This is a genomic window from Sphingomonas sp. 35-24ZXX (assembly GCF_000786215.1).
Classification (GTDB): domain Bacteria; phylum Pseudomonadota; class Alphaproteobacteria; order Sphingomonadales; family Sphingomonadaceae; genus Blastomonas.
This window is the reverse complement of record NZ_JROG01000009.1, coordinates 199726-219258: the sequence shown is the minus strand read 5'-3', so window position 1 is coordinate 219258 and position 19533 is coordinate 199726. Positions and strand designations below refer to the sequence as shown.

Sequence of the window (19533 nt, the reverse complement as noted above, 5' to 3'; positions counted from 1 at the left end):
CTCGGCACCCCTAGCCGATCGTCCCGATCACATCGCCGATCTTGTAGGCCTCGCCTTCCTCGCCGGTGACGCGCAATACGCCGGAATCCTGCGCCTCGATTTCGGTGGTGCTCTTGTCGGTCTCGACGGTGTAGAGCACGTCGCCCTTTTCCACCGTCTCCCCATCGCCGAACATCCATTCGACCAGAGTGACTTCGGTGACGCTCATGCCGAGCTTGGGGATGCGGATTTCTGCCGCCATCAGCGCTTCCATTCCATCGTCGTGCGGATCGCGTCGGCGATCTCTTCCTTCTTGGGGATCCAGGCCTGTTCGAGCACGCTGGCCATCGGCACCGCGGAGAATGCGCCGCCGATGCGCTGCACCGGGGCTTTCAGCTCGTTGAACAGCGCCTCATTCAGCCGCGAGGCGATTTCCGCGCCGGTGCCATAGCTGCGTACCGCTTCGTGCAGCACCACTGCGCGGCCGGTCTTGCGCACCGATGCGGTGACGGTCGCCTCATCGTACGGCGCGATGGTGCGCAGATCGATCACCTCGACAGATACGCCTTCGCCGGCCAGCGTTTCGGCCACCTCGAGCGCATCGAGCACGGTGCGGCCATAGGTGATCAGCGAGACGTCAGAGCCCTCGCGCGCCACCGCCGCCTTGCCCAAGGGCACGCGGTAGTCGGTGCCGGGGTCGTCGGACTTGAGGCCGTAGCAAAGGATGTTCTCGATGAAGATCACCGGATCGTTGCACTCGATCGCGCTGCGCATCAGCCCCTTGGCATCGGCGGCGTTCGACGGCGTGACGATCTTCAGCCCCGGCACATGCGCAAACCAGGCTTCGAGCATGTCCGAATGCTGGCCGCCAAAACCGACGCCGACGCCGGTGGTGGTGCGGATGACCATCGGCACATTGGTCTGCCCGCCGGACATGAATCGCAGTTTCGCCGCATGGTTGACGATCTGGTCCATCGCCACGGTGACGAAGTTCATCAGCATGATCTCGGCGATCGGGCGCATCCCCGCCAGCGCCGCGCCGACGCATGCGCCCATGATCGCCTGCTCCGAAATCGGCGTTGCGCGGATGCGGTGGTCGCCATATTTCTCGCTGAGCCCGGACGAAACCTTGAACACGCCGCCGCCTTGCTTGGCGCCGACATCCTCGCCGAGCAGGATGACGCCCTCGTCGGCGGCCATCGCCTCGTCGAGCGCGGCGTTCAGCGCCTGCACCATGGTGATCTGCTTCACCTTGGCCTTCTTTTCCGCCTTGGCGTCCAGCGTGGCTGCATCGCTCATGCCGCGATCTCCTCTTCGAATACGTCCTTGCGGATTTCGTCGGCGTCCGGATAGGCGCTGGCGAAGGCGAACTCGACCGCCGCTTCCAGCTCCGCCTCGAGCCCGGCGACGATCGCGTCGAGCTGGTCTTGCGGGAACTGGTGCTCGAGCATCAGCGCGTTAAGCTTGGGCAGCGGGTCTTCCGCCTTCATTTCCTCGATATGTTCGGGCGGCATGTACGAGAAGTCCGCGCCGAAGAAATGCCCCATCATCCGGTAGCACATCGCCTCGATCAGCGTCGGGCCGTCGCCGGCGCGGGCGCGATCGACCGCCTCTTTCGCCGCGGCGTACATCGCCAGCGCATCGTTGCCGTCGACCTTCACGCCCTTCATCCCGTAGGCGGCGGCGCGGGTGACGATGCTGTCGACCTTGGTGTGGTCGGCAAAGGCAGTGTGCTCGCCATAGCGGTTGTTCTGGCAGAAGAAGATCACCGGCAGCTTGTAGAGCTGCGCCATGTTCATCGCCTCGTGAAACGCGCCGATATTGGTCGCGCCATCGCCGAAGCAGGTGACGGTGACCTTGCCGTCCTTCCTGTTCTGGCTGGACAGCGCCAGGCCATTGGCGATCGGCAGGCCGGAGCCGACCACGCCGGTGGTGACCATCACCCCGGTGGCCGGATGGGTGATGTGCATCGACCCGCCCTTGCCCTTGCACGTGCCGGTGGCGCGGCCAGCAATCTCGGCGATCAGAAGGTCGAGCGGAACCCCCTTGGCGATCTGGTCATGCTGTCCGCGATAGGTGGTGACGAGATAGTCGTCCTGATTGAGTGCCGCCATCATCGCCGATGTCACCAATTCCTGCCCGCGCATCGTGTAATAGATGGTGGCCAGCTTGCCGCTCATCAGCAGCGAGCGCATCTTCTCGTCGAAGCGCGCCACCTTCATCGTGCGCGTGTAGATATCGAGCAGTTTTTCGCGATCGATCGGCGTGATGGCGGTCATGGTCAGGCGATCCCCGTCTTTTCGTTCAGGCTGGCAGCCGCGCTGGGCCGGGCGGCAACGCGCTCAGACCAGGCCTTGATATTGGACAGATCATCGGGCGTTGGCTGGCCGACCCGGTTGCCGAACTCGGTAAGGCAGTAGAGCATGATGTCCGCCAGCGTGAACCGGTCGCCCGCCAGCCAGGTCTTGCCCGCCAGCAGCGCGTCGAACGCGGCGAGACCATCGCGTGCACAGGCCTTGAGGCCATCGGCGGCCTCGGGCAGGCAGCGCAGGCGGTTCTGGAACATCGGCAGGCCTTCGGACCCCCGGAACGCGGTGGTCATGGGCGCAACGACGTCATAATCGAGGCGGCGCACCAGCATTTGGGTCACCGCGCGCTCTTCGGCGGTGCTGCCGATCAGTGCGGGCGTCGGGAACTTCTCTTCGATGTAACCGCAGATCGCGGTGCTTTCCGACAGATAGGTGCCATCGTCCATCTCGAGCAGCGGCAGCTGTCCGAAGGGGTTCTTGGCGAGGAAATCGGGGCCACGGTTTTCCCCTTTCATGATGTCGACAAAGGCGCGGTCGATGACGGCGCCCTTCTCTTCCAGGAACATCAGCACGACCCTCGGATTGGGGCCGATCGATTGGTAAAGCTTCATGGGAACAAACTCCGGATCAGAACTGGACACGCTGGGTGAAGCCGCCATCGATGACGACATTCGCCCCGGTCATATACGGGCATGCCGGGCTGGCGACGAAGACAATTGCCTTGGCCACCTCTTCGGGCTCGCCGAAGCGACCCATCGGCATCTTGGCCAGCGTGCCTTCGTACAGCGCGGGGACCACGCCCTTGATCATCTCCCAGTTGCCGCCGGGATATTCGATCGCACCCGGCGAGATGCAGTTGACGCGGATGCCCTGGCCCGCGAGCGCCTGGCTCAGCTGCGATCCATAAGTGATCAGCGCGGCCTTGAGCGCGTTGAACGCCTGCGGCGCGACGAAGGTTTCCAGCGCGGCGGTCGATGACATGAAGATGATCGATCCGGTGCCCGATTCGGTCAGCGCCGGGGTCAGCACCTCGACGCCGTGCACCGCGTTCATGATGTCCATGTCGAGACAGCGCTGCCAGTCACCGGTCGCGCCCTGGCCCGATGCGCTGGCGGTGTGGACGAAGATGTCGCAGCCGCCCAGCGCCTCGAGACAGTCGTGGAGCCAGGCCTTGTAGCCTTCCGCATCGCCGGTGATGTCGATCGCGGTGCCGTGCACCTTGCCGGGGCCGCAGGCATCGATGGCCGCGACCGCCGCCTCGACCTTGACCGGATCGCGCGACAGGAAGGCGACGTCCGCGCCTTCGGTCGCGAAGTGGCGCAGCGATGCGAGGCCGAGCCCGTGCGCGCCGCCGTTCATGATGACCTTCTTGCCTGCCAGACCCAGATCCATCGCCGCTCTCCTTGCCCGCGCTGTTGCGCCTGTTTGATGTCGCAGGCCACGCTATCGGAAAGGCCGACATGCGGTAACCAGCAAAAATGACAGCCCGGCAGCGACGGTCCTCTGAGCACGTTACGGCTCTTTACAGGCCGTTGCGGATCGAAACCGCCCGTCCCCCGTATCCCGGCCATGCTGGACAACCCCAGCACACCACCATAACACGGCTCGCAACAGCCTCTTGGGAAAGGATCGACCGCCATGACCTGGGTCATTCGCCTGCTCGTCGCCGGATTTGCCACGTTGTTCATCATCATCGGCGTGCGTGCGATGCTCGATCCGCAATCGATCATCTCCCAGTTCGAGCTGGGCCGCCAGCGCGCGACGGGGCTCAGCGCCATCCGCGCGGACATGGGCGGCTTCTTCATCAGCGGCGGGCTTGCAGCACTCGTCGGTCTGCTGCCCGGCCGCCGCGAATGGTTGCTGGGTGCGGCCGCGATGGTGGCGCTCGCCTTCACCGGGCGCGCATTCGGCCTGATGAGCGACCCGCTGACCGCCAACATCGCCCAGTCGATGATTATCGAGGCGATTGCGGTAGTGCTGCTGGTGGCCTCGTTCGCGATCCTCAATCCGCGCCGCCGCGAGGCTCTGGCAGCCGAACAGGCCGAAGCTGCCGAGCGCGAGCGGCTGGCAGCCGAGCAGAACGACATCGCACTGCAAAACGCGTCCGACGGTCAAAGGGACCGTGACTTGGCCCAGCCGATTGTCTAGGGCAATATCCATTCGATTCTGTCGCCGTTCGGGGGTTTTGCGATCTTGTCTTCGACCCGCTTCCAGCAGCTCCCCTCCCGGACTGCCTGACCCATGGCACTGCATGGCCTGATCGTTGCCTGTCCCGTGTCTGCCGATGCGGTGTTGCATTGGTGGCATGTCGAGGACAGTCATGTCGTCGCGCGCGGGCAGGATGTCTCTCCGCCCGCCCGCGCTGGCGATGCGCCCGTCATCGCGCTCGTTCCCGCCGCCGATACCGTCATTCGCACGCTCGACATGGGCGATATGAGCGCTGCGCAGGCTGAGGCTGCCGCGCGTTACCGGGCCGCGGACCTCAGCATCGGCGGTGATCTGTTCGTCGCGGTCCGTGCACTGGGCCGAACCGAGGCCGGCATGCGCGTCCGTTGCGCCACGATCGCGCGCGCAACTCTCGCCGATCACCTCGCCGAACTGGCGCTGCGCGGGCTGGACCCGGATATCATCGTCCCTGTGGGCCTGTTGCTGCCCGAAAGCGACCAGCCAGTGAGCGCCACCTTCGGCGACCTGGGAGCCGACAGGCTGGGCGATCTGGTGCTGCCGCCCGACGAGGCGCTCGGCGCGCTGCTGCTGGCTGGCGAGGCTCCGGTCGCGCTCGATCAGGACAGGCGCGACGCGGCCCTGGTGGCAGCACTGGCCGATCCGCCGCTCAACCTGCGTCAGGGCGATTTCGCCCGGCGCACGCCGCTGTTCGCGCTGGGCGCAGGTCAGGGGCGGACGCTTGCCTGGTTGCTGGGCGCCCTGGCGCTGGTCAGCCTGGCGGTCCCGCTGGCCGAAATCGGCAAGCATTATCTGGGCGCGGATCTTGCTGAACGGCGCGCGCTCGCCAGCGCGCAGAGGCTGGTGCCCGGTGCCACCGATGCGGCGCAGGCCGAGCAGCAGATTGATGCCAGGCTCGCCGCGCGGGGGGCCGGAAACATGGTCGCCAGCGTGCCGCTTGCCGGCCTGCTGTCTGCCATCCAGCCGGTACCCGGGGTCGTCATCCGCCAGGCGGACTATCGCCCCGGCGGCATCATCGCCGCGATGATCGCGGCGCCCCGCGTCGAGGACCTGAATACCGTGCTCATCGCGCTGCAGAACAATGGCTACAAGGTCACCGCCGCCAACCGCAGCGATGCGACTGGCCAGGCGGTCGCCGACATCACGGTGCTGGCGCCATGACCGAGGCGGCAAAGAACTGGTTCATCGCGCTGTCGCGCCGCGAGCAGATTCTCGTCGGCGTTGCCGGCGCGCTGGCAGCTGGCGTGATCGCCTTTTTCCTGATCTACCGGCCGATCTACGATCTGGCGACCGATGCCAAGCGCAGCTTCTATGAGGCGACGATGCAGTCCGGGCGGATCGAGGCCAAGGCGCAGGCGCTGTCGATGCCGGCAGACCGGCGGCCCGCAGCGGCGATCGCCGCACTCGATCTGCTGCTCGCCAGCGAGGCGGCCGAACGCGGCTTCACGCTCGACAGCAACACGGCGCAGGGACCAGGCCGCGCGGAAATCGCGATCGGATCGGCGCGCTCGACCGCGTTCCTCGGCTGGATTGCCGATCTCGAACGCCGCGGCGTCGTCCCGGAAACCCTGGTCATCCGGCGGATGGACAATGGCACCGTTTCGGTCTCCGCGCGGCTGATCAAGGTCGGCGGATGATCCTCCCGGTCGGAGTTGCCGCGTGAAGCGGGGCCTGCTGATCGCCTTGGCGCTGGTCGTGGCGCTGATCGTGCTGCTGCCGCTGCGCATCGTTTTCGACATGGCGGGCCTGGGCGAGCGCGGGGTCAGCGCCCGCAGCATCGAAGGCAGCATCTGGTCGGGCACGGTGCGTGATCTGAGGATCGGCAGGCTGAGCCTGGGCGATCTGGATGCAGGCCTGTCGCCCGGCGGCCTGCTGCGCGGCGAATGGGCGCTGGCGATGACCCGCGCCAGCGACGCGCCGGGGCAACCGCCCCTCGCCTTTGACCTCGCCAGCAGCGGCGACAGCATTGCGATGCGCGGCGCCAATGGCGACATCGCCACTGCCGACCTGTTCGCGCCGCTGCCGCTGCGCAGCATCAGCCTGGACGGCGTCGATATCGCGTTCACCGGCAAGCGCTGCGTCCAGGCTTCGGGGGCGGTGCGGGTCAATATCGAACAGAGCCTGTTCGGCCTGACGCTGCAGCGCGGGCTCAGCGGCAATTTGCGCTGTGACGGCAGCGACCTTCTGGTGCCGTTGAAGGGCCAGTCCGGGCTGGAGCAGATGGACATCCGCATCGCCGGCACCGGCCGCTATACCGCCGATTTCCGCCTGGGCGGGCTGGCAGCCAGCGCGGGTACCGCGCTCTCCGCCCTCGGGTTCCGCCAGCAGGGCGATGCGATGACGATCAGGATCAACGGACGATTTTGACAACGCCTCGGCGCGCGCGAAGACAACAGACAAAAACACGGAGAGAATGCCATGACCCTTGACCCCAACACCCCGGTGCTGATCGGCGTCGGTCAGGCGGTCGATCATTGGGACGGCAGCGATGCCGCCGCTGCGCCCAGCCCGCAATCACTAATGCAGCGCGCCAGCGAGGCTGCGCTCGCCGATACGGGGGCCACCGACGCCGTGCGCGCCGCGATCGACGTGATCGCGGTCGTCCGCCACTTCGCCGACAGCGCGCCGGGCATGGTGCCCGAAGGCACCGGCGGGTGCGACAAGCCGCCTCTGGGCCTTGCCCGGCGGATCGGCGCTCAGCCATCGCGCGCGATCTATTCGATAGTCGGCGGCCAGAGCCCGCAGTCGCTGGTCAACGAGTTTGCCGCTGCGATCCACGCGGGCGAGGCCAGATGCGTGCTGCTTTCGGGCTCGGAAGCCATTGCTGCGGCCAAGACTGCCGCGCGCAAGGGCGTGGCCATCGACTGGACCGAGGCGGTCGAGGGCGAGATGGAAGATCGCGGACTGGGGCCGATGCTGCTCGACCGGCATGAGCTCAGGAACGGCATCGGCGCGCCGATCCTCACCTACCCGCTGTTCGAGCACGCCTTGCGCGCGCGGCTGGGCCGCAGCCGCGCCGAGCATGTGGCGGCCATGTCCGAGCTCTGGGCCGGTTTCAGTGAGGTTGCTGCAGCCAATCCCTATGCGCAATTCCCCAAGGCGATGGACGCGCAGTATCTGGGCACGGCATCGGACAGCAACTACCCTGTCGCCGACCCCTATCTCAAATGGCACGTCGCGCAGGATGCGGTGAACCAGGGTGCAGCGCTGATCCTCACCAGCGTGGCCCAGGCCGAAGCGATGGGCGTGCCGCAATCGCAATGGGTGTTCTTGCACGGCAGCGGCGAGGCGATGGACAAGCCCGTCAGCCTGCGCGCCGACCTGTCGCGTTCGCGTGCGATCGAGGTATCGCTTGCAGGCGCGCTCGCCAGCGCAGGCAAGACCCCGGCGGACATCGCGCATTACGACATCTACAGCTGTTTTCCGGTCGCGGTGCTGCTGGCGGCCGAAGCCTTGGGCGTCGATCCGCGCACCACGCCGCTCACGCTCACCGGCGGGCTGCCTTTCTCGGGCGGTGCAGGCAACAATTACTCGATGCATGCCATCGCCGCGATGGCGCAGACTTTGCGCGCCGACCCCGGCGCGCTCGGCCTGGTGCTCGCCAATGGCGGTTTCCTGTCGAAAGAGGCGGTCGGTATCTACAGCACCGCCGCACCCGAGGGCTGGGCCCCGGTCGATCACGCCTCGATGCAGGCCGAGGTCGATGCGCAAGGCACGCCCGAGCGGCTGGAAGAGGATGCGACCGGCACGATCGAAAGCTATACCGTGGGCTATGCCAAGGGGCGGCCCGCGCGCGGTGTGGTGATCGCGCGGACGGACAAGGGCCGCATCGTCGCGCGCCCTGCGGATGCCGACAAAGAGGCTGCCCTTGCCGCGCTGATCGATCCGGCGCACGATCCCATCGGCCGCACCGTCACCATCCGCCATGCCGATGGCGTCAACGCCTTCACGGTGGACGCATGAGCCGCCCCGCTCGCCCGTCGCGCGCGCAATATCCCGCGTACACGCAGATCAGCACCCGCTGGTCGGACAATGACATCTACGGTCACGTCAACAACTCGGTCTATTATTTCTGGTTCGACACCGCGGTGAACGAATATCTGATCAAGGCGGGCGCGCTCGATATCCATGCCGGCGCGGTGATCGGATTGGTGGTGGAAACGGGCTGCGCCTATTTTGCGCCCACCGCCTTTCCCGACACGATCCATGCGGGCGTGCGCGTCGACCATATCGGCACCAGCTCGGTGCGCTATGCGGTCGGGTTGTTCGCGAATGACGAGGATGCAGCGGCGGCCGCCGGCCATTTCACCCATGTCTATGTCGACCGCGACACCCGCCGCCCGGTACCGCTGCCAGAAGACCTGCGGACCGCGCTCGAGGCGATCCGCAGCTGATCGTCAGCCGACGAACGCACGCTCCAGCACATAGGTGCCGGGGTTCGACTGCGCGCCTTCGACAAAGCCCAGGCTTTCCAGCAGCGCGCCGGTTTCCTTGATCATCGCCATGCTGCCGCACAGCATCACACGGTCGGTTTCCGGGTTCAGTGGATAGTCGCCACATTCGATGCGGGTGGTGATGCGGCGGTTCTCGCCGGTCCAGGTCGGGCACTTGGTCACCGACTGGTCATAGGTCAGCCGCGTCACTGCGAGCTCACCCACCAGAGGATCGTGCTCCATCCGCGCTTCGAGCTCTTCGCGATAGGCCAGGTCCTGGATATCGCGCACGGTGTGCTGCACCGTGATCTGTTCGTAGCGCTCATAGGCATCGGGATCGCGGATGATCGACATCCACGGCGCAAGACCAGTACCTGTGCCGATCAGGTGCAGGCGCTTGCCCGGTAGCAGCGCATCGAGCGTCAGCGTGCCGGTGGGCTTGGCGCCCAGCAGGATCTCGTCACCGGGCTTGATCTTGTACAGATGGCTGGTCAGCGGGCCATCGGGCACGATGATGCTCAAAAACTCGAGCGTTTCGTCCCATGCGGGCGAGACGATCGAATAGGCGCGCAGCAGCGGCTTGCCGTTGATCATCAGGCCCAGCATCACGAACTGGCCGCTGACGAACCGGAACGATGGCGGCCGCGACACGGTGAAGGAGAACAGGCCAGTGTTCCACTGGTGCGTCGTCAGAACCTCGACAGTCGTAATCGCCATTTTCGTCCAATCCGTAATCCGGGAATCGGCTGCCCCTAGCAGCATCCGCACGGCAGCGGGAAGTAGCATTTTTACGCCACCCCAAACCCTGGCTTGGCCCGCTCAAGACCGCGCAGGTCGGATCCGACAAGACCCGGGAACCACGCCCTGCGCGCACCGACCGCACAATCTCAGGGGAATTCTGGCGCGCCCTACAGGAGTCGAACCTGTGGCCTCAAGATTAGAAGTCTCGTGCTCTATCCAGCTGAGCTAAGGGCGCGCGGTGATTGGACGGCGGAAAGCCGTGGTTTTCGGGTAGTCTTGCCCGGTGGTGCTGTCAACGGAAACGGAACACAGCGGCAACGCGCGGCAGAGGGTGGCACAGGATTGACACAAAAGCTGACACACTGAGAACGGCCTGATCGGTTGACGCAACGAGAACACAGTGAGAACAAAGGCGCATGCCGCGCCGCCGATTCGCCATCATCACTTATGACCCAGACCGCATCGAGTAGATCAAGCCGAACGGCGACGGCCAGAGCTTTGCGTGGATCGTGCTGCGCGGGCTACAGGGGTACGATTATGCCAAGGAACGCGGCATCATCAACATTACCCTGATGGACCAGTTGCCCAAGCGGGTCAGCGCCGGAAACAATGGCATCCTAGGAAGCCAACCAGGAAAATCGCCACGTTCGCGCTGATCTTAATACATGGGAGGGTCATGACATATGGACTTTGGGTCAAATGTCGGGGACAAACTGTCCGACACCTAACCTACAACGCTTATGTAGCATAATGACAATGGCCAATCCGATTAAGATATCTTTGGTGGGCGGGCTGATAATCCTGTCACTCTTACTTTGGTTTTCATTTGTCCCCTCAGGTCCAACGCCGCTGCGAAATGATGCAGGCGCCACCTCCTCATCCGCCTATCGGGCAGGAGGCTCAAGTTGCCACCCTGAAAAATTATCCAAACTTGCTGACGATGCAGCACTTGCTGAGTTCGACCGCTGTGCAGACGCAGCAGAGGAACATCGTTTAAAAACCGAGGATCTGATCCAACAAATGCGATCCGCAGATGCAGCTGAAGCATCAGTATTGATCAGCTATGAAGTCGCCAAAATGACTTTGTTGGGATTAATAATCGGTGGCTTGACCTGCGCAGCTGCATTCGCAGCGGCTTTCTATGCAAGGCTAGCTTACAAAGAAGCAGAGAAGTCCAGAGTTCATCAAGGTACAGCGACGAAACTCCAGCTAGAACCCTTCGTTTACTGGAAAGAGACATCTATAAAAATCCACGAAATGAAGGGGAACGTTGCAATCGAAGCCGACGCTCATCTATTTAATGCTGGATCTACTCCAGCGTTTAATTTGTCATCTGATTTGAAGATATACCTCAGAAAAGGAAAAACTAAAGAACGCCTTTTAATCGAGCGGATCACCGATTGCGTGATTATACCGCCATCTGATCGACGCAGATTGCTAATATACTTTGATGTTACGGATTCCGAATGGGCTGATATCAAGGAATATAGACGCGATGTGTTGATTGAGCTGGATGCTACATTCAACTCCCAGTTCGAGGATGGCATGACGCTTTCTGAAAGGCGCGCTGGCGCCGGCACAGATCTAACTTCTGGCGAACTTTATATCGATGACCCAGATGATGGTGACCCCATGATACCAAACCTGATCGATGAGAATAGCTAGCCACCGATCAATACCCCAAATGTAGTCATTCAGATGGATGGCGCGACACTGCAAGACCACTAGTTCCTATGGCCCAAGCCTGCAGCGCGATCAGCTTGTCGATGCTGGCCTGGCCGTCGATCATTCGGGCAGCAAGGTCTTCACAATCGGCGGCACCAAAAGCTCGGCATGTGCCGTCGGGATCGCCGGGCACTGGCGCTGCTGTGCCACCACCGCCAGCGGCTTCAAGGGCGCGCGCCGTGTGGGGCGGGCAATAGCGGGCTTTGCATGGGGCTGTAAACCGCGATATGGCGAAGGACGATGCAGACGCCCTCTCCCGTGACCCCCGCCCCCGGCGCGGGCCCCTCGCCCGCCACCGGGTTCGACCCCGCCACCCACCAGTTCCGCTATTACGATTTCGTGATGGCGGCGTTCGTCACTGTGCTGCTGCTCTCGAACGTGATCGGCGCGGCCAAGCCGACGTTCATTACCATCGGCGCAGAGCAATGGGTCTATGGCGCGGGCATTCTGTTCTTCCCGCTGGGCTATGTCATCGGCGACGTGCTCACCGAGATCTACGGCTATGCCCGCGCGCGTCGGGTGATCTGGGCCGGGTTCGGCGCACTGCTGTTCATGGCATTCATGAGCTGGGTGGTGGTGAGCCTGCCGCCGGCGGAGGGTTGGGATGGCCAGGCCGCGTATGAATCGGTGTTCGGCCAGGTCCCGCGCATCGTTTTCGCGTCGATCGTCGCCTTCTGGGCGGGCGAGTTCGTCAACAGCTATGTGATGGCGCGGATGAAGCTGTGGACGCAAGGGCGGATGCTGTGGACCCGGACGATCGGCTCGACGGTGGTCGGCCAGGGCGTCGACAGCCTGATCTTCTATCCGCTCGCGTTTTACGGAGAGTGGGAGACGTCGCAGGTGATCACGGTGATGATCACCAACTGGCTGCTCAAGGTCAGCTGGGAGGTGGTGCTGACCCCGGTGACCTATGCGGTGGTCGGATGGCTGAAACGGCGCGAAGGTGTGGAGGTGTTCGATACCGCCACCGATTTCACGCCGTTCAGCACCCGGGTGTGATCAGGCATAGGCTGCATTCCCTTACCGGTCGGAGGCGACGAGGCCGATGACCAGATAGATCAGCACCGGTGCGCCAACGCCGAACAGGGCGGCGAGCACGAAGGCGATGCGGATGAAATTGGCATCCCAGTCGAAATAGTTGGCGATGCCCGAGCACACGCCCATCAGCTTGCCGTTCGACTTGTCGAGATGAAATGCGCGGTTCTTCATGATGGTTTCCCTTAAAACCCGTGGATATTCGATGCGGTGTGCGATCAGACGATCATCGCCGACATCGTGCCGATTTCTGCCGGGCCTACGCTCAGGCCGATGAAAAGTGCCGAGGTGGCAAAAGCGCAGATCGCAGCGATCAGGTTGCTGTTGAAGTTCGAGATCGAGAACATGGTTTGGGTCCTTTCAGTGTGTCTGGGTCCCTTCGGACTGTCCGTCGGGAGATGCCAGATACATTGCACGGGGCGTGCCAAACTGAAAAATGACTATATTTCAATACCCTATACACGATGACACAAATCTTGACGCTAGCTGAATGCGAAGTTTTGGGAATATTCACGATTCTTTGGCATCGCGGATTTTGCGCCTTGGCTGCGGTTTGCGATTTTGCGCGCGGCCCGTCGCGCAAGGCGCTATAGCCGCGCGCAGATGGCGCTCTCTTCCCTCTCTCTCACCCAGTTTCGCAACCACGCCGAAAGCCGCATCGTGGCGGGCGCGCGGTTCAACGTGATCTGGGGCGACAATGGCGCGGGCAAGACCAACATCCTCGAAGCGATCTCGCTGCTCGCGCCGGGCCGGGGCATGCGCCGCGCCGCGATCGAGCAGATGGCGCGCCAGCAGGGGCCCGGCGGCTTTGCCATAGCGGCGGCGCTTTGGCAAGAAGAGGTGCGGATCGGTACCGGGACCAATGCGGATGCGCCATCGCGGCGACAGGTGCGCGTCAACGGCGCTGCGGCTGCAGCAACGAGCCTCGCCGACTGGCTCGCGGTCGTCTGGCTGACCCCGGCGATGGATCGGCTGTTCCTGGAAAGCGCAGGCGGCAGGCGGCGGTTTCTCGACCGGCTGGTGCTGGCGCTCTATCCCGCGCACGCAAGCCATGCCGCGCGCTACGAGGGAGCGATGCGTGAACGCAACCGGCTGCTCAGCGCCGAGCGCCCGGTCGATCCGGGCTGGATCGACGCGCTGGAAATGCGGATGGCAGAGCATGGCGCGGCGCTCGCCGAAGCGCGCGGCGATACGCTGCTGGCGCTCGATGCGCAGATCGGCGCGCTTGATGCCGGGCCGTTCGCGCAGCCCGCGCTGGCGCTGGAACGCAAGGGGCCGACCGAGGCGGGCACGCTCGCGGGAGCGCTGAAGGCGGGCCGATCACGCGACCGGGCAGCGGGACGTGCGCTCGCAGGGCCGCACCGCGACGATCTCGTCGTGACAATGCGGCAGAAGGGCCAGGCAGCGGCTTTGTGCTCGACCGGCGAGCAGAAGGCGATGCTGATCGCGATCATCCTGGCGCATGCCGATCTGGTGGCACAGCGGCGCGGCAGCCGCCTGATTCTGCTGCTCGACGAGGTCGCAGCCCATCTAGACCCAGCGCGCCGCGCCGCGCTGTACGAGCAATTGGCCGAGCGCTCGGGCCAGGTGTGGATGACGGGGACCGATGCGAGCCTGTTCGACGCGGTGCCAACGCCGGGCCGCGCCGACTGGAGCGTGAGCGGTGGGGTGGTGAAGGCGGTTGGTGGGGAAACCTAAGGCGCGGCGCGTAGCTTCGCATCCCTCTGCAACGCCATACAGCCCTCCGCTCAGCCTGAGACTGTCGAAGGCTTCGCGCCCATGGGTCGCGATTGCCCGCCAGCGCTTTGCAGCAAAGCAGTGCTTGGTTGGATCTCGGTGGGCTTGATCGCGCCCAGGCGTGCTTGTGCTGATCTGGCCTTCTCTCAGGCCACGATCGCCAGACTGATCACTCTCGCCCCTCAGTGAATCGTCCCGATGCTCTGGTCGATCGACAGGATCACCAGCAGCCGTTCGATCTGGCGCCAGTGGCAGAAATGGATGTGGTTGCCGCGTGCCCGCGCCGCTTCTGCCCGGTCCGAGGCCTCGATGCCCGCAGTCTCGCCATAGCGCGACAGCAGCAGGCAGGCATCCTCATAGGCTTCGCGGCTTCCGATATAGGGCAGGTTCATGCGGATCGTCTGTCCTCTTGTTCTGGCCGCCATCGGAAAAGTGGCTGCTGGTCGAACCGGGATACAGGCGCGCTGTGGAGGAAGGCTCAACCGGCGTGGTAAATTTCGTGTTAGGGTTTCGCATTTGCCATGCCGCGCGATTGGCATTGGCAAAGGGCGGCCAGCCGTGGCAAGGGCCGACACATGGTCAACGACACATCTGACAGCTCTCGCCCCCCCGCCCGCGCGGGCGGCGTGTTCATGGCGCTGGGTACGCTCGGCGGCACGATCATCGGCGGATTCCTGGGCCAGCCCTCGATCGGTTTTCTGGCAGGCCTCGGCGGCGGCTTCGCGCTGCACGGCGCCTTGTGGTACATGGACCGCCGAAAACGCTGACCCGGCCTAGCGCGGTTTCTCGATCGAGCCGCAGGTAATCGCGTTCGCCGCGCTCTGACGGATGGTGCAGATCGACTGACCGCCGATCTCGATCTGCGCATCGCCCATCACCGAGATCCGCGCCGGACCATCCACGGTCATCCGCGCGCGCACCGGCCCCTCGCCGAACAGGTCGAGGCTGGCGAGGCTGAGGCCCGTCGCCTCGATCAACCCATCGCCCAGCATCACTGCGCGCGCGCTTGTCGCCATGCCGGCGGCCTTCAGGCTGCCGCTGCCACTGACGTTGAGCGCCAGCGCATCGGCCTGGACCGCGCCGATGTCGATCGAGCCGCTGCCATTCAGCGTGGCGTTGGGCTTTGCGCCGGTCAGCCGGTCGATCCGGACGCTGCCATGGCCCTGCAGCATCAGCGACTGCACCGCTCGCGCGCTCAACCGCACCAGCGGAAGCGCATCGGGCGTTGCGGACTGTTGGCGGCGCTCGGTCAGCTGGCTGGCGCGCGCACGGCGGATGGAGAGCGTGCCGCCCTGCACCCTCACCGTCAGTGCGTCGAGCGCACGCGGATCGCCGATCGCCAGCGCTGACGGCGCAGTGCCCGATACGATCTCCACCGCGACATCGCCTTCGATCCGCACCTTGTCGAAGGTCGAGAGGGTATAGCGTCGCTCGGCCGCCGATGCGCCCTGCACGCCGAGCACGGCCAGCATCAGGGCCGCAAGCGTTGCATATGTCCGGATCATGCCCGGGCCTCGCCCATTTCGATCCAGCCCAGGAAGCGCGGCGTCTTGGGGAGATAGCGGCTGTCTGTCCGGTCCACCCGGAAGCCCTGATCGGCAAAGGCCTGGGCAACCGGGCGGGTGAGATGGCAGCCCCCGGCGATCCGCTTCCACACCGGCTCGACCCGCTGCTGCCAGCGCGCCGGGGCGGCATCGGGCGCAGCGCCGTGTTCAAGGAACAGGATCGTCCCGCCCGGGACCAGCACGCGGCGCATCTCGCGCAGCACCGCCTGCGGATCGCGCACCGAACACAGGGTGAAGGTGGTCAGCACGGTATCGAACGCGGCATCGGCAAAAGGCAGGCTTTCGGCATAGCCGGCGCGGAAGTCCGCATCGAAGCCATGCGCCTGCGCCTTGCCGCGCGCGGTATCGAGCAATTGCGGCGAAGGATCGACGCCTGCCAGCGCGGTGACGCGGCTGCGATCATAATGATCGAGGTTGATGCCGCCGCCGCAGCCCAGTTCGAGCACGCGGCCATGCGCGCGCGGAACGATGCGGCTGCGCGCCTTGGCGATCGCAGGCTGGCCACAGCAGAAGGTGATCAGCCGCGGCATGATGTGCCGGTCCCAGAAATTCGGGTGGTCGGCCACAGGTTCGCCTGCCGCAAAATCGGTATCTGGCGCTGCGCTCACGTCAAACTCTCCCCCGCCCGGGCGTGGGCCGGGCGGGCTTAAGTCTCTAGCAAGGCTGGCAAAGGCGCAACCGCTTTTGCGCGGCGTGGCTTATCCGCAGGTAATGATGCCCGATCCCATCGCGCTGCTCTTGCACTTGGCGCTGCCCTTGATGGTGACGTCGCCAGAGCCCATCAGGCTGGCCTCCACCGAGCCATCGGATGCCATGGTGACATCGCCCGAACCGGCGATCGAAATGTCGACCACGGGGCTGGTAAAGCGCTCACCCATGACGCTGCCCGACCCTGCGATCGAGATATCGGCGCTGTCGGCCGAGCCCGCCAGCCGCAACGAACCACTGCCCGCGATCGCGCCGTCCAGCTTCTTCGCCGCAAGCTTCGCGACCTCGGCGTTGCCCGATCCGGCAATGCTTAGCTCGATCTCGTCGCCTTCCATCTGGTCAATCCTGGCAGAGCCAGATCCTGCCAGCGCCAGCGCGCGCAGTGCGGGGGCATTGACCGTGATCATCGCCTCGCCCTTGTCGCTGAAGCTCCAGTTCGAGGATTTGCGACGAATGCGAAGCTCGCCGTTGCGCACCTTGAACTGCAGCGCCTCGAGCGCCTTGGCATCACCGGTCGCGCTGACCGCATGCTTGCCTTCAGTGACAAAGGTCAGATTGTCGGGCCCTGCCAGCGTGATGCGGTCGAACGGCTCGCCCGACCAGCTGCTCGACCATTCGCCGGTGTCGGCGCTGTCCGAGTCGCCTTCGATCAGTCGCTCGGCGCTGTCCGCCATGCTGCAAGCACCCAGGGCGATGACGCCCGCCGAAACCACCAGTGCGCGCTTCCAAAACATCGCCATTACGACAACTCCTTCATGTGTGTTGCTGTATTAATACAGACCGGTAGCGAAAATGCAAGCACAACTAGACAAGATGCTCGACGCCACGCCGCAGACCGATTAGACCGGTGCGGGGGGCGGCGCAGTATCTGTGGGGAAAGGCGCGTACCATCAGCAAGATAGGGATGCAGGAGCTTGCAGAGCTTGCCGGGGTATCGGTGTCCACCGTATCGCGCGCGCTGGCCGGCAAGACGATCATCAACGCCAAGACCCGCGAGCGCGTGGTCGAACTGGCGCGGCTGCATGGGTTCAAACCCAATCAGGTGGCGCAGAACCTGCGTCTGCGCCGCGCGCAGGCGATCGGCGTGATCATGCCGATGGGCCACGAGGTCGATCAGCACCCCTCAGATCCATTCTTCATGACGATGCTGGGCTATCTTGCCGATGCGCTGACCGAACGCAATTTCGACCTGCTGCTTTCGCGCGTGATCCCTTCGGGCGATGCCTGGCTCGACGATCTGCTCGATTCCGGGCGGGTTGATGGCGCGATCGTCATCGGCCAGTCCGACCAGATGGCGGTGCTGGATGCTGCCGCGGCACGGCACCGCGCGCTGGTGGTGTGGGGCGCGAAGGTCGAGGGGCAGCAGCATGTCACCGTGGGATCGGACAATGTCCGCGGCGGCCTGATCGTCGGGCGGCATCTGATCGAACGCGGCAAGCGCAAGCTGCTGTTCCTGGGCAACCCGACCCCACCCGAATTCGGCAAGCGCCAGCAGGGATTTCTGCAGGCTTGCGCAGAAGCCGGGCTGTCGGACAGCGTCCACACCCTGCCGATCCACCTGACCTCGGAAGCGGCCTATAGTGCCGCGCGCGAGTTTCTGGACGCGAACCCCGGCATCGACGGAATCTTCGCCGCCTCTGACGTGGTCGCGATGAGCGCGCTGCGGGCGCTGGCCGAGCGCGGCCTGGCCGTACCGGGCGATGTCGCGGTGGTGGGATATGACGACATCATGCTCGCCGCGCATACCACGCCGCCGCTGACCACCATCCGCCAGGACCTGCAGGCGGGCGCTCGGCTGCTGGTGGACATCGTGTTTCGTCAGCTCGATGGCGAAATCTGCGAGCCGGTCCAGCTGGAGCCCGAACTGATCGTCCGCGCGAGCAGTTAGGTACGCGGCGCGTACCCGTCCTCCGCGGTCGGGTACGCGATCAGATCGTCGCGATCCGCTTTACGATGCCGTCGTGATCGCTGTCGTCACCGTCAGCGGCCTTGAGATCGGCGATATCCAGCCAGCACATGTCGTGATGGCCCAGCACCCTGCCGTCATGCGCGCGGATCGAGATGGCCTGGATCGGACGACGATCGCGCTCGTCGACCAGCACCGGATTGGAAGGCACGCCGCTTTCCCACTTTTCGCCCCATTGGCGCAGCGCGATCATGGTCGGCAGCAGGTCCATGCCCTTGTCGGTGAGCCGGTATTCGATCTTGCGGCGATCATCGACGCACGGCGCGCGCTTGAGGATGCCGCTTTCGACCAGCCGGGTCAGACGGTTCGAGAGGATGTTGCGGGCGATGCCCAGTTCCTCGAGAAATTCCTCGAAATGGTGGAGCCCGTTGAACGAGGCCCGCAGGATCATGAACGACCAACGCTCGCCCATCGTCTCCAGCGCCTGCGGCAGGCTGCAGCAGGCTGCGATCTCGGCCAGGGGTTCGCGCAATTTCGCGGGAGCGGTGTGGTTCATGGTCATCAATCCAGTTTCAGGCCGCCATCTTATCCAAAATTGCGGCCTTGCCAATGAAAATTCAGTTTCTAGTTGCAACTCGAAACCTAACTTAGTAGGTAGTGATTCGCAACCTAAATTGCACCCTCGATGTTTTGCCCCGAATGTCGTCAGAAAGGACCCGTCATGAGCCGCTTTGCCCACACCATCACCCAGATCGCCTTTGTCGCCGCCGCCTCGCTCTCCAGCCTGGTGATGATGCAGGCGAGCACCGCCAGCGCCCAGACGCCGGGCAGCAGCTATTTCACCGCGGAACTCGCCGCGCCGGTCGAAAAGACCACCAAGATTATCCAGGGCGTGGTCTGGCAGTGCGAAGGCACCGTCTGCAACGGATCGAAGGCGACCTCTCGCCCGGTCAACGCCTGCACCAGGCTCTCACGCAAGATGGGCGCGGTCACCGCCTTTTCAACCCGCAGCGAAGTGATGGCCAGCGATGACCTGGCTGCATGCAACGCCAAGGACTGACCCGCCGACCCCGCTTTTCGCCGGATGGCCGCAGCTGCGATACTCCCACATCGCCGCCCGCGACATCCGGCAAACCTCGCGCGCCTGTGCAGGCCCCTGCCCCCCGGCCCCTTGCCCCCAGGGAAACCGCGGCAAGGCCCTTCGCACAGGC

Annotated in this window: 25 protein-coding genes and 1 tRNA gene; 12 read left to right on the top strand and 14 right to left on the bottom strand. The window is 64.5% G+C overall.

The annotated features are described in order from the left end of the window. Positions 1-10: 10 nt before the first annotated feature. Genes LI72_RS17125 through LI72_RS17105 form a run of 5 tightly spaced genes read right to left on the bottom strand, consistent with a single transcriptional unit; the run spans position 11 to position 3680 of the window. A complete protein-coding gene (locus LI72_RS17125) occupies positions 11-241 on the bottom strand; it encodes a biotin/lipoyl-containing protein (protein ID WP_033927228.1) in 231 nt (76 codons plus the stop codon). Next, positions 241-1278, bottom strand: coding sequence for an alpha-ketoacid dehydrogenase subunit beta (locus LI72_RS17120; RefSeq protein ID WP_081985189.1), 1038 nt, complete (start codon positions 1276-1278; stop codon positions 241-243). The genes LI72_RS17125 and LI72_RS17120 overlap by 1 nt, the downstream gene beginning before the upstream one ends. After that, positions 1275-2258, bottom strand: a complete 984-nt coding sequence (locus LI72_RS17115) for a thiamine pyrophosphate-dependent dehydrogenase E1 component subunit alpha (RefSeq protein ID WP_033927138.1) — start codon at positions 2256-2258, stop codon at positions 1275-1277. Before LI72_RS17115 ends, LI72_RS17120 begins: the two co-directional genes overlap by 4 nt. A gap of 2 nt (positions 2259-2260) precedes the next feature. Further along, positions 2261-2899, bottom strand: a complete 639-nt coding sequence (locus LI72_RS17110) for a glutathione S-transferase family protein (RefSeq protein WP_033927137.1) — start codon at positions 2897-2899, stop codon at positions 2261-2263. Between the two features lie 16 nt (positions 2900-2915). Further along, positions 2916-3680 (bottom strand): SDR family NAD(P)-dependent oxidoreductase, encoded by a 765-nt coding sequence (locus tag LI72_RS17105; protein ID WP_033927136.1) that lies wholly within the window; start codon positions 3678-3680, stop codon positions 2916-2918. Positions 3681-3926: 246 nt separating this feature from the next. Between LI72_RS17105 and LI72_RS17100 the strand changes: the two genes are divergently transcribed. The 6 genes from LI72_RS17100 to LI72_RS17075 all read left to right on the top strand — a co-directional run bounded on the left by LI72_RS17100 (position 3927) and on the right by LI72_RS17075 (position 8866). After that, entirely contained in the window at positions 3927-4436 is a 510-nt protein-coding gene (locus LI72_RS17100) for a DUF4345 family protein (RefSeq protein ID WP_033927135.1), read from the top strand. Between the two features lie 93 nt (positions 4437-4529). Beyond that, positions 4530-5633 carry a type II secretion system protein GspL gene (gene gspL / locus LI72_RS17095; protein WP_052130130.1) on the top strand — a complete coding sequence of 368 codons (1104 nt, stop codon included), beginning with the start codon at positions 4530-4532 and terminating at the stop codon, positions 5631-5633. Beyond that, on the top strand, positions 5630-6109 hold the full coding sequence (gspM, locus tag LI72_RS17090; protein ID WP_033927134.1) for a type II secretion system protein GspM: 480 nt from the start codon (positions 5630-5632) through the stop codon (positions 6107-6109). The genes gspL and gspM overlap by 4 nt, the downstream gene beginning before the upstream one ends. A 22-nt stretch (positions 6110-6131) precedes the next feature. Then, complete coding sequence (gene gspN / locus LI72_RS17085; protein WP_052130128.1) at positions 6132-6839, top strand: type II secretion system protein N; 708 nt, start codon at positions 6132-6134, stop codon at positions 6837-6839. Between the two features lie 51 nt (positions 6840-6890). Next, complete coding sequence (locus LI72_RS17080) at positions 6891-8435, top strand: hypothetical protein (RefSeq protein WP_033927133.1); 1545 nt, start codon at positions 6891-6893, stop codon at positions 8433-8435. Next, on the top strand, positions 8432-8866 hold the full coding sequence (locus LI72_RS17075; RefSeq protein ID WP_033927132.1) for an acyl-CoA thioesterase: 435 nt from the start codon (positions 8432-8434) through the stop codon (positions 8864-8866). The genes LI72_RS17080 and LI72_RS17075 overlap by 4 nt, the downstream gene beginning before the upstream one ends. 3 nt (positions 8867-8869) lie before the next feature. Here the strand turns inward: LI72_RS17075 and LI72_RS17070 are convergent, their stop codons facing one another. Together LI72_RS17070 and LI72_RS17065 are read right to left on the bottom strand one after the other, a co-directional pair. Further along, a complete protein-coding gene (locus tag LI72_RS17070) occupies positions 8870-9622 on the bottom strand; it encodes a ferredoxin--NADP reductase (protein WP_052130126.1) in 753 nt (250 codons plus the stop codon). A gap of 182 nt (positions 9623-9804) precedes the next feature. Next, a tRNA-Arg gene (locus tag LI72_RS17065) sits at positions 9805-9881 on the bottom strand. 521 nt (positions 9882-10402) lie between these two features. On the opposite strand from LI72_RS17065, the gene LI72_RS20125 reads away from it, so the two are divergent. Together LI72_RS20125 and LI72_RS17055 are read left to right on the top strand one after the other, a co-directional pair. Continuing rightward, on the top strand, positions 10403-11311 hold the full coding sequence (locus tag LI72_RS20125; RefSeq protein ID WP_156139673.1) for a hypothetical protein: 909 nt from the start codon (positions 10403-10405) through the stop codon (positions 11309-11311). A gap of 300 nt (positions 11312-11611) precedes the next feature. Further along, the gene (locus tag LI72_RS17055; RefSeq protein WP_033927130.1) at positions 11612-12370 is read left to right on the top strand and encodes a queuosine precursor transporter; all 759 of its coding nucleotides are present in this window, start codon (positions 11612-11614) and stop codon (positions 12368-12370) included. 21 nt (positions 12371-12391) lie between these two features. On the opposite strand, the gene LI72_RS17050 is transcribed toward LI72_RS17055, so the two are convergent. Together LI72_RS17050 and LI72_RS20650 are read right to left on the bottom strand one after the other, a co-directional pair. Further along, a complete protein-coding gene (locus LI72_RS17050; RefSeq protein ID WP_033927129.1) occupies positions 12392-12580 on the bottom strand; it encodes a PspC domain-containing protein in 189 nt (62 codons plus the stop codon). Positions 12581-12624: 44 nt separating this feature from the next. Continuing rightward, positions 12625-12753, bottom strand: a complete 129-nt coding sequence (locus tag LI72_RS20650; protein WP_269429441.1) for a hypothetical protein — start codon at positions 12751-12753, stop codon at positions 12625-12627. Between the two features lie 256 nt (positions 12754-13009). Between LI72_RS20650 and recF the strand changes: the two genes are divergently transcribed. Then, entirely contained in the window at positions 13010-14104 is a 1095-nt protein-coding gene (gene recF / locus LI72_RS17045) for a DNA replication/repair protein RecF (RefSeq protein ID WP_033927223.1), read from the top strand. A gap of 221 nt (positions 14105-14325) precedes the next feature. Here recF and LI72_RS17040 read toward each other — a convergent pair whose 3' ends face one another. Next, positions 14326-14535, bottom strand: coding sequence for a hypothetical protein (locus LI72_RS17040; RefSeq protein ID WP_081985187.1), 210 nt, complete (start codon positions 14533-14535; stop codon positions 14326-14328). A gap of 183 nt (positions 14536-14718) precedes the next feature. Between LI72_RS17040 and LI72_RS17035 the strand changes: the two genes are divergently transcribed. Continuing rightward, positions 14719-14910, top strand: coding sequence for a hypothetical protein (locus tag LI72_RS17035; protein WP_033927221.1), 192 nt, complete (start codon positions 14719-14721; stop codon positions 14908-14910). A 6-nt stretch (positions 14911-14916) separates the two neighbouring features. Here LI72_RS17035 and LI72_RS19190 read toward each other — a convergent pair whose 3' ends face one another. The 3 genes from LI72_RS19190 to LI72_RS17020 form a co-directional block, all read right to left on the bottom strand. Then, entirely contained in the window at positions 14917-15648 is a 732-nt protein-coding gene (locus LI72_RS19190; protein ID WP_052130124.1) for a GIN domain-containing protein, read from the bottom strand. Continuing rightward, entirely contained in the window at positions 15645-16316 is a 672-nt protein-coding gene (locus LI72_RS17025; RefSeq protein ID WP_331378808.1) for a class I SAM-dependent methyltransferase, read from the bottom strand. The genes LI72_RS19190 and LI72_RS17025 overlap by 4 nt, the downstream gene beginning before the upstream one ends. Positions 16317-16406: 90 nt before the next feature. Beyond that, positions 16407-17156, bottom strand: coding sequence for a head GIN domain-containing protein (locus tag LI72_RS17020; protein ID WP_052130123.1), 750 nt, complete (start codon positions 17154-17156; stop codon positions 16407-16409). A gap of 164 nt (positions 17157-17320) precedes the next feature. On the opposite strand from LI72_RS17020, the gene LI72_RS17015 reads away from it, so the two are divergent. Next, complete coding sequence (locus tag LI72_RS17015; RefSeq protein ID WP_033927128.1) at positions 17321-18304, top strand: LacI family DNA-binding transcriptional regulator; 984 nt, start codon at positions 17321-17323, stop codon at positions 18302-18304. Between the two features lie 40 nt (positions 18305-18344). On the opposite strand, the gene LI72_RS17010 is transcribed toward LI72_RS17015, so the two are convergent. Then, positions 18345-18884 (bottom strand): winged helix-turn-helix transcriptional regulator, encoded by a 540-nt coding sequence (locus LI72_RS17010; protein WP_033927127.1) that lies wholly within the window; start codon positions 18882-18884, stop codon positions 18345-18347. 159 nt (positions 18885-19043) lie between these two features. Here LI72_RS17010 and LI72_RS17005 point away from each other — a divergent pair, with 159 nt between their 5' ends. Beyond that, complete coding sequence (locus LI72_RS17005) at positions 19044-19382, top strand: CC_3452 family protein (protein WP_052130119.1); 339 nt, start codon at positions 19044-19046, stop codon at positions 19380-19382. Positions 19383-19533: the final 151 nt, after the last annotated feature.

What these genes read in the sequence shown, in the direction of transcription:
- LI72_RS17125 (WP_033927228.1), bottom strand. Translation starts at nt 241, where the DNA reads ATGGCGGCAGAAATCCGCATCCCCAAGCTCGGCATGAGCGTCACCGAA.
- LI72_RS17120 (WP_081985189.1), bottom strand. Translation starts at nt 1,278, where the DNA reads ATGAGCGATGCAGCCACGCTGGACGCCAAGGCGGAAAAGAAGGCCAAG.
- LI72_RS17115 (WP_033927138.1), bottom strand. Translation starts at nt 2,258, where the DNA reads ATGACCGCCATCACGCCGATCGATCGCGAAAAACTGCTCGATATCTAC.
- LI72_RS17110 (WP_033927137.1), bottom strand. Translation starts at nt 2,899, where the DNA reads ATGAAGCTTTACCAATCGATCGGCCCCAATCCGAGGGTCGTGCTGATG.
- LI72_RS17105 (WP_033927136.1), bottom strand. Translation starts at nt 3,680, where the DNA reads ATGGATCTGGGTCTGGCAGGCAAGAAGGTCATCATGAACGGCGGCGCG.
- LI72_RS17100 (WP_033927135.1), top strand. Translation starts at nt 3,927, where the DNA reads ATGACCTGGGTCATTCGCCTGCTCGTCGCCGGATTTGCCACGTTGTTC.
- gspL (WP_052130130.1), top strand. Translation starts at nt 4,530, where the DNA reads ATGGCACTGCATGGCCTGATCGTTGCCTGTCCCGTGTCTGCCGATGCG.
- gspM (WP_033927134.1), top strand. Translation starts at nt 5,630, where the DNA reads ATGACCGAGGCGGCAAAGAACTGGTTCATCGCGCTGTCGCGCCGCGAG.
- LI72_RS17080 (WP_033927133.1), top strand. Translation starts at nt 6,891, where the DNA reads ATGACCCTTGACCCCAACACCCCGGTGCTGATCGGCGTCGGTCAGGCG.
- LI72_RS17075 (WP_033927132.1), top strand. Translation starts at nt 8,432, where the DNA reads ATGAGCCGCCCCGCTCGCCCGTCGCGCGCGCAATATCCCGCGTACACG.
- LI72_RS17070 (WP_052130126.1), bottom strand. Translation starts at nt 9,622, where the DNA reads ATGGCGATTACGACTGTCGAGGTTCTGACGACGCACCAGTGGAACACT.
- LI72_RS20125 (WP_156139673.1), top strand. Translation starts at nt 10,403, where the DNA reads ATGGCCAATCCGATTAAGATATCTTTGGTGGGCGGGCTGATAATCCTG.
- LI72_RS17055 (WP_033927130.1), top strand. Translation starts at nt 11,612, where the DNA reads ATGCAGACGCCCTCTCCCGTGACCCCCGCCCCCGGCGCGGGCCCCTCG.
- LI72_RS17050 (WP_033927129.1), bottom strand. Translation starts at nt 12,580, where the DNA reads ATGAAGAACCGCGCATTTCATCTCGACAAGTCGAACGGCAAGCTGATG.
- LI72_RS20650 (WP_269429441.1), bottom strand. Translation starts at nt 12,753, where the DNA reads ATGTTCTCGATCTCGAACTTCAACAGCAACCTGATCGCTGCGATCTGC.
- recF (WP_033927223.1), top strand. Translation starts at nt 13,010, where the DNA reads ATGGCGCTCTCTTCCCTCTCTCTCACCCAGTTTCGCAACCACGCCGAA.
- LI72_RS17040 (WP_081985187.1), bottom strand. Translation starts at nt 14,535, where the DNA reads ATGAACCTGCCCTATATCGGAAGCCGCGAAGCCTATGAGGATGCCTGC.
- LI72_RS17035 (WP_033927221.1), top strand. Translation starts at nt 14,719, where the DNA reads ATGGTCAACGACACATCTGACAGCTCTCGCCCCCCCGCCCGCGCGGGC.
- LI72_RS19190 (WP_052130124.1), bottom strand. Translation starts at nt 15,648, where the DNA reads ATGATCCGGACATATGCAACGCTTGCGGCCCTGATGCTGGCCGTGCTC.
- LI72_RS17020 (WP_052130123.1), bottom strand. Translation starts at nt 17,156, where the DNA reads ATGGCGATGTTTTGGAAGCGCGCACTGGTGGTTTCGGCGGGCGTCATC.
- LI72_RS17015 (WP_033927128.1), top strand. Translation starts at nt 17,321, where the DNA reads ATGCAGGAGCTTGCAGAGCTTGCCGGGGTATCGGTGTCCACCGTATCG.
- LI72_RS17010 (WP_033927127.1), bottom strand. Translation starts at nt 18,884, where the DNA reads ATGACCATGAACCACACCGCTCCCGCGAAATTGCGCGAACCCCTGGCC.
- LI72_RS17005 (WP_052130119.1), top strand. Translation starts at nt 19,044, where the DNA reads ATGAGCCGCTTTGCCCACACCATCACCCAGATCGCCTTTGTCGCCGCC.